5 protein-coding genes are annotated in these 6882 nt (G+C 60.0%); 4 read left to right on the plus strand and 1 reads right to left on the minus strand.

Annotation, left to right across the window (positions count from 1 at the left end):
- The coding region (locus ATY79_RS22750; protein ID WP_245312434.1) for an adenylate cyclase at positions 1–1346 on the minus strand (1346 nt) is incomplete at its 3' end.
- Between the two features lie 276 nt (positions 1347–1622).
- Here ATY79_RS22750 and ATY79_RS22755 point away from each other — a divergent pair.
- The 4 genes from ATY79_RS22755 to ATY79_RS22770 form a co-directional block, all read left to right on the plus strand.
- The gene (locus ATY79_RS22755; protein WP_245312435.1) at positions 1623–3863 is read left to right on the plus strand and encodes a DUF3604 domain-containing protein; all 2241 of its coding nucleotides are present in this window, start codon (positions 1623–1625) and stop codon (positions 3861–3863) included.
- 65 nt (positions 3864–3928) lie between these two features.
- Complete coding sequence (locus ATY79_RS22760) at positions 3929–5122, plus strand: hypothetical protein (RefSeq protein ID WP_088704962.1); 1194 nt, start codon at positions 3929–3931, stop codon at positions 5120–5122.
- An 8-nt stretch (positions 5123–5130) separates the two neighbouring features.
- Complete coding sequence (locus ATY79_RS22765) at positions 5131–6075, plus strand: peptidylprolyl isomerase (protein ID WP_088704963.1); 945 nt, start codon at positions 5131–5133, stop codon at positions 6073–6075.
- Positions 6072–6882: HupE/UreJ family protein (locus tag ATY79_RS22770; protein ID WP_088704965.1), on the plus strand; the 811-nt coding region annotated here is incomplete at its 3' end. The genes ATY79_RS22765 and ATY79_RS22770, both read left to right, overlap by 4 nt.

Below are 6882 nucleotides of genomic sequence, written 5' to 3' on the forward strand. Positions count from 1 at the left end.
TTCGGGTTGGTCTCCAAAGCCTGTTCGCCGACCTTGAACGCCTCGTCGACCTTCCGGCTGAAAAACAGCGCGGTCATCAGGGCCTGCAGCGCACGGGTATTGCTTGCGTCCAGTTGGACCGCGCGCCTGGCGGTGCTTAAGCTGCGTTCGACCGGCGTCGGCGTGCCGGTTCTTGCATTGAATCGAAATCGTTCCTCGTCGAGGTAGACGAGTGAAAGCATCGCCCATGCGGTAGAGAAAGATGGATATCGCTCGACAGCCCGCTCGAGACAATCCCGCACGTTTGCATGCTGATCTACCGCCAACTGCGCACGATAGGCATAAAAGCCCAATGCGCAGGTGTAGGCCCCAACATCGTCAGGGGGAGGATTGACGGTATCCGCCTGGGCCATGATTCCATATGGCTGGGCAACTGTAGTCGCGACCCTATTCGCCACGTCGGACTGAATGCCAAACAGATCGTGGGCGTGAGTGTCGTCGTCATAGGTATTGGACCAGAGAATCCTGTCGGTCTCGGTATCCACCAGGCGTGCTGTCACGCGCACCCGATTGCCTGAAACACGCACGCCGCCTGCGAGCAAGAACCGCGCCCCAAACTCCCGGCGCACCTGCGAGGCAGGCACGCCCGGCGACAGCGATTTGGACGCCTCCCGCCCGAACACGTGCACCTCCTTGAAGCGAGGCAGGACGGTCAGCAATTCCTCGGTCAGGCCGACCGAGTAGAGTTGTGCTTGTGGCCCGTCGCCAAGATCGGCGAATGGGGCGACGACCAGCGTCGGGCCTCCCTCGGATCGGAGCGCGTTCGACCGGCCTGGAAGCAGGTGAGCGAAGAGGGCCACAGCGACAATACCAAAGCCGAGCATGAGGCCAGCTCCGATACCGAACGGCATCAGGCGCTGCAGCCGGAAGCGCGACATTTGAGGGACCGGTGCGGTGACATCGGCGACAGGGACGTCGTCGGCCTTGTCATTCCATACGAAGGACGGCGCGTATCCACCCTTGGGAATGTCGATCCTTATGGGATCATTCTGCCCTGCTACAAGGTAATAGCGTTCCAGCAAACGCCGTAGACGCCCAGCTTCTATGCGAACGACGGGATCGTCCTGCTTGAAACCTTCATTACGCTTGAAGACTTCGACCGCGATCGTATAGCCCTTGATGCGTTCTGCGCGGCCAGCGAGTGTTTCTTCCGTCACGTAGGTCAGAAAGGCGGCACTGCGACCAAAACGCGGGAACTCGGGGCTGGCAATAATGATGTCGAGTTGACGACGAATATCATCCGGAGCTGGAGGAGGGCGTGACAGGGTCGGCGCATCCTCGCCCCCCGATGGCAACTCGTTCTGCACGGCCTGCACCTCACCCGCTCTTGAGGATCGTCGCTATTGCAACTTATATCACCGTTTATGAATGCAACCTAGCGCAGAAACTGATCCTCGTCCATAAACATGGTCTGGCGGCAGACGCATTTCTCTTGCATCTGGGTCCCATGCCCCGCATCAGGGCGAGTTTGGCCGTAAGATACTGTAACATACTTGCGCTTCCTGTGCTTTCGAAGACGATCCCGCCGGAGAGCGACGCCTCTGTTCGCTGCCGACGTTCAACGAGCCACAGGGATACGGTCAATGCGCACGACACCCATTAGAGCAATCCTCTTCAGCTCCACCATTCTCGCCCTCCCCGCCTCGGCGTCGGCACAGGAAAGGCAAGCATACTTTGGTGAAACGCACGTCCACACGGGGTGGTCGTTTGACGCTTACATTTTTGGCAATACGAAGACCACGCCAGCCGACGCATACCGGTACGCCAAGGGCGAAACAATCAAGCATCCGCTCGGATACGACATAAAGATCGACACGCCGCTTGACTGGATGGGCGTCACCGATCATTCCGAATATGTCGGGACCGTCGCTCTGGCCAACACGCCTGGTTCGGCAATCAGCAAGCTTCCGATCGCACAGAAGCTGATCGTGCGCGACCCGGCGGACATTACGCGCATCTACCTCTGGCTGGGAGGCACGATCGTTGACAAGAAGCCGATCGAGGAACTGATATCCCCGCAGGTTGCCGGTTCCGTCTGGAAGCAGAACAACGACATGGCCAATCAGGCGAACGAGCCCGGCAAGTTCACCGCCTTCTGCTCGTATGAGTGGACTTCGACGCCGAACAACCGGAATATGCACCGCAACGTCTTCTTCCGCGACTGCGCCAAGGTCCCCGAAGCACCCTACAGTTCGATCAATTCAAGCGATCCGTCGGACCTTTGGAACTGGATGGATGGGCAGCGCAAGGCAGGTAACGATCTATTGGCGATCTCCCATAATGCCAATCTTTCCGACGGTCACATGTTTCCGACCGACGTTGACGAGAAGGGCCGTCCTATCGACGCCGCCTGGGCAGCGTCGCGCGACCGTAACGAGCGTCTGAGCGAAATCAAGCAAATCAAGGGCGCTTCCGAGACCCATCCGACCCTGTCTCCCAACGATGAGTTCGCCAACTTTGAAATTCTGACCTACCTGCTCGGCGATCCTGCCGGCCGCTTCCCGACCGTCTCCGGCAGCTACATACGCCAGGCGCTCAAGGACGGGCTCTCGATGGCGGAAGCAAAGGGATTCAACCCCTACAAGACCGGTTTCGTCGGCGGATCGGACTCGCACAATACCGGCGTGCCCTATCGCCAGGACAATTTCTACGGCGGCCACGCCCGCAACGATGGCGAGATTAAGCAACGCATGTCGGGCTACGTTTTTGCAGGCCTCGATGTCAGGCTCGAAAACCCGGCCGGTCTCACCGGGATATGGGCCGAGGAAAACACCCGCGCCTCCCTTTTCGACGCCATGCAGCGCAAGGAAACCTTTGCCACCAGTGGACCCCATATCAAGATTCGGTTCTTCGGGGGCGCCAATCCAACCGATGTTGCCAAGTCAGACTGGGTGAAGGCCGCGTATGCGGGCGGGGTGCCGATGGGCGGCGACCTGCCGCCGCTTGGTGGAGCCAAGGCGCCGTCGTTCGCCGTCTGGGCGGTGAAGGACCCGACCTCAGGCAATCTCGACCGCATCCAGATCGTCAAGGGCTGGTCGAAGCATGGTCAGAGCTTCGAGAAGGTCTACGACGTCGCCTGGGCTGGGAACCGCACGCCCGATGAATTCACCGGTATCGTTCCGCCGATCGGCAGCACCGTGAACATCGCCGAGGCCAGCTACACCAACACCATCGGCTCGGTAGAATTGAAGGGGTCGTGGACGGATCCGGAATTCGATCCGAGCCTCGACGCCTTCTACTATCTGCGCACGCTCGAAATCCCGACACCACGCTGGACCACGATCCAGGCAAAGGAACTGGGGATTGCGCCCCCCGACAATGTCGCGGCGACAGTTCAGGAGCGCGCATGGAGTTCGCCAATCTGGTACACGCCGACCCCGGAATTGCGGGCGGCCGCCAACAAGGGCATGACCGTTGCCGACCTCAAGGAGCTAGGTGCAACGGCGCTTGATACCAAGGCACTCACCGACCTCATCGTCGGCAAGTCGAGCTGGGTTCGCAACAACGTCACTGGGGAAGTCTTCAACATCGCGTGGACCACATCGGGCCAGCGCCTTGTCGGCAATGTCAACGGCTCGATCCCGAAGCCCAGCGAGATCGGGGACGTGTTGCATGGAGGCCTGACGGGACAAGGTACCGCCTACGCCATCAAGGACGGGGCGATCGTCACCACCCTCAACAACGCGCCATACGAGGCAACAGTCTACAAGCTCGGCGACAAATATTACGCTGCCCGTAGCAACGAGTTCGGCTTCGCGAACTACGAAGTCGTGCCGACACCGCAGGAACTCGATCCATTGACCAAGCAGAAGGCACCGTTCTGAGCTGGAAGCTTCATTGATCGCGCGCTGACGAAAGTCTGCCGCGGTTGGACGGTTTGCTTGGGGTAATGGAGGGTCCCATGGTAGCTAAAACATCCATCCGGCTGCTTCTGAGCATCGGCAGTGTCATCCTGGCGTTTGCAGGAAGTGCCCAGGCCTGTGCCATCTGCTTCTCGGGGCTGGTGGTCACGCCTGGCCAGAAGCTCGACGCCGCAGATCAGGCCGTAGTAGCCACTCCAGTGGATGGGCAAGGTCGGTTTCGCGTCATGGAAATCGTCAAGGGGAACGGCACGGTCGGCGACCTCCTCGTTGAGCCCGGACTGTCAGCCCCAGTGGCTGAGGCGGTGATGTCGGTCGACGGCCTGACTGCCGGGAACGCAGAGGCAGCGAAACTCAACGAGAAGCCCTTGCTTCTCCTCCATGACACCGTGTCCGAGAAGTGGACAAGCCTGGGTGCAATGCCCGTCGATTTTGCCGGGTGGCTACGACAACTCGCGCAGACGAAGCAAAGCGTAGCGACTCCGAAGAGAATTTGGCCGCAACTGACCCTCACATCCTCGTATCTGACGGACGCAGAATGGCGCGCACGCATTGTCGTCGTCGCGCAGCAACTCGAAAGCCCTGAACCTTTGGTGGCCGAGATCGCTTATGGCGAGTTGTCGCGCGCACCCTATGGCGTGACCCGGCTGCTCAAGCCACAGCTCGATGCTGCCAAACTCGTGACCTGGACCAGCAATCCCACATTGGCTCCTCGACGTTCGGCCTACACGTTGCTGCTGGGGATCGCAGGCGGTCCGGGTACAGCCGTCGCACTTGAACAGCAAATCGACACGGCGATGAAGACACGAAACGCCACCAACCTTTCGGCTTTGCTGGCGGCCGATCTTGAGTTGCGTGGTACAAGCCGTATCGACTGGCTGGAGACGACCTTTTTCTCCGATCGCCAGCGGACCTTGCCGGAAATCCAGGCCGCTCTTCTCGCGCTGAGCGTCCATGGCGGAGCCGACGGTATCATCCCGCGCCGGCGGGTGATCGAGGCCTATCGATACTTCATAAAGGCGCGCAAACCGATGGCCGGGTTCGTCGCCATGGAACTCGCCGATTGGGAAGCGTGGGACGCGACCGCGGACTATGTCGCCATCATCCGCTCAAAGGCGGTGCTCGATCCCGCCGAGCGGTTTGCCATTCTCAGCTACCTCAAACGCAGTCCACTGACGACTGCTCAGGCAGCTTTAGGTCCTTCTGCTGATCAACAACAATAGGTGTCCCTATGAAGGTTCTGTCCGACGTTCCGAAAAAGAAGTGGCAGCGGCTTCTGAGCGAACCGCTCCTGCACTTCGTCGTTGTCGGCATGGTTCTGTTTGGTGGCTATCGCTTGTTCACCCCCGCAGCCGAGGAAGCCGCCGACCAGCAGAAAGTCAGTCTGACAAAGGACGACGTCCGGCAGCTTGCGGTGACCTGGCTGGCGCAGGGCCGGCCTGCACCGACGCCGGATGAGATGCGAAGCCTCATGGACCAGAAGGTCACCGAAGAGATTTTATTTCGCGAAGCCATCTCCCTTGGCCTTGATCGCGACGATGAGATCATCAAGCGACGGCTAGCCCAAAAAATGGACTTCCTGGCTGCCGACCTGGCGACGCTGGACGAACCAAGCAACGCTCAACTCAAGGAATGGTATGCCAAACGCTCAGACCGCTTCACGCTTTCGCCACACCTGAGCTTTCGTCATCTCTACTTCTCATTTGACAAGCACGGCGCGGCCGCTCGCCAGGCTGCCGAAGCTGCCATCCCTACGGTTAATGGCAAACCTGCGGATTCGCCAGAGGTCGCCTCGGTCGCCGACCCGTTCATGTTTCGGAACTACTACGGCGACGCCACGCCCGATCAGATGGCCAAGGAATTCGGACCGGACTTCGCCAAGGCTCTCTTCACCCTGAAACCGGGATCCTGGCAAGGACCCGTGCAGTCCGGCTACGGCTGGCATCTCATATGGGTGGATTCCATCGAGCCCGGACGGATTCCTGCTTTCGAGGAGATCACGCCTGCCGTCAAATCGGCATGGTTCGACGAGCGCTACACCGAGGTGAAGGCCAACGCCCTCAGAGAGATGCGTTCACGTTACGTCGTGACCTTGCCGACAGTTACTGCAGACGATTTGCAGGAGCTCGCGGTGCCGGCAGGGGCGGGTGCCCAGATTGAGTTGTCAGCCCAATGAGCGCTCGAATGAACTTGGCCAGCTCGCTTTGCCGTTTGCTGTTTGGGGTCGTCGTGGCAGCCGTCGCGTTCGTCTCGACCGCCATCGCCCACGAGATACGGCCTGCCTATCTGCAGATCGATGCGATGGCGGCAAACCGCTACAAGGTCGTCTGGCGCACACCCATGCTGTCAGGAATGCGGCTACCGATCGCCCTGCGGTTTCCGCAGAGTGTGCGCAACGTGACAGAGCCGGCCGAACGCGAGCTTCCAGATTCGCTTGTCGAAACGCGGGTGATCGAAACGGACGGCGGGGGCCTCGCAGGTAAGCGTGTCGAGTTCGTCGGTCTGCAGGCGACGATTACCGATGTGCTGGTCCGCGTTCATCTGCTGGATGGCACCGTCGAGACGACGATGATCCATCCATCCCAGCCCTTTCTCGAATTCGCTGCCACGCGCAGCCCGCTAGATGCAGCGAAGGTCTACTTCGTGAGCGGTTTCCAGCACATTCTTCTCGGTGTCGATCACCTGCTTTTCGTCTTCGGTCTGCTCTTCATCGTCCGCTCGCGGTGGATGCTGGTGAAGACGATCACCGCCTTCACGGTCGCCCATTCCATCACCCTTGCCATAGCGACACTGGGCAAGGTCGAGATTCCGGCGCTGCCGCTCAATGCGATGATTGCACTGTCGATCCTGTTTCTGGGTCCCGAGATCGTCCGGGTGTGGCGTGGTCAGACGAGTTTTACGATCCGCCATCCCTGGATTGTCTCGTTTGCCTTCGGGCTGCTGCATGGCTTCGGATTTGCGAGCGGACTGACCGCACTCGGCC

It is taken from the genome of Rhizobium sp. R693 (assembly GCF_002211315.1).
GTDB lineage: Bacteria > Pseudomonadota > Alphaproteobacteria > Rhizobiales > Rhizobiaceae > Rhizobium.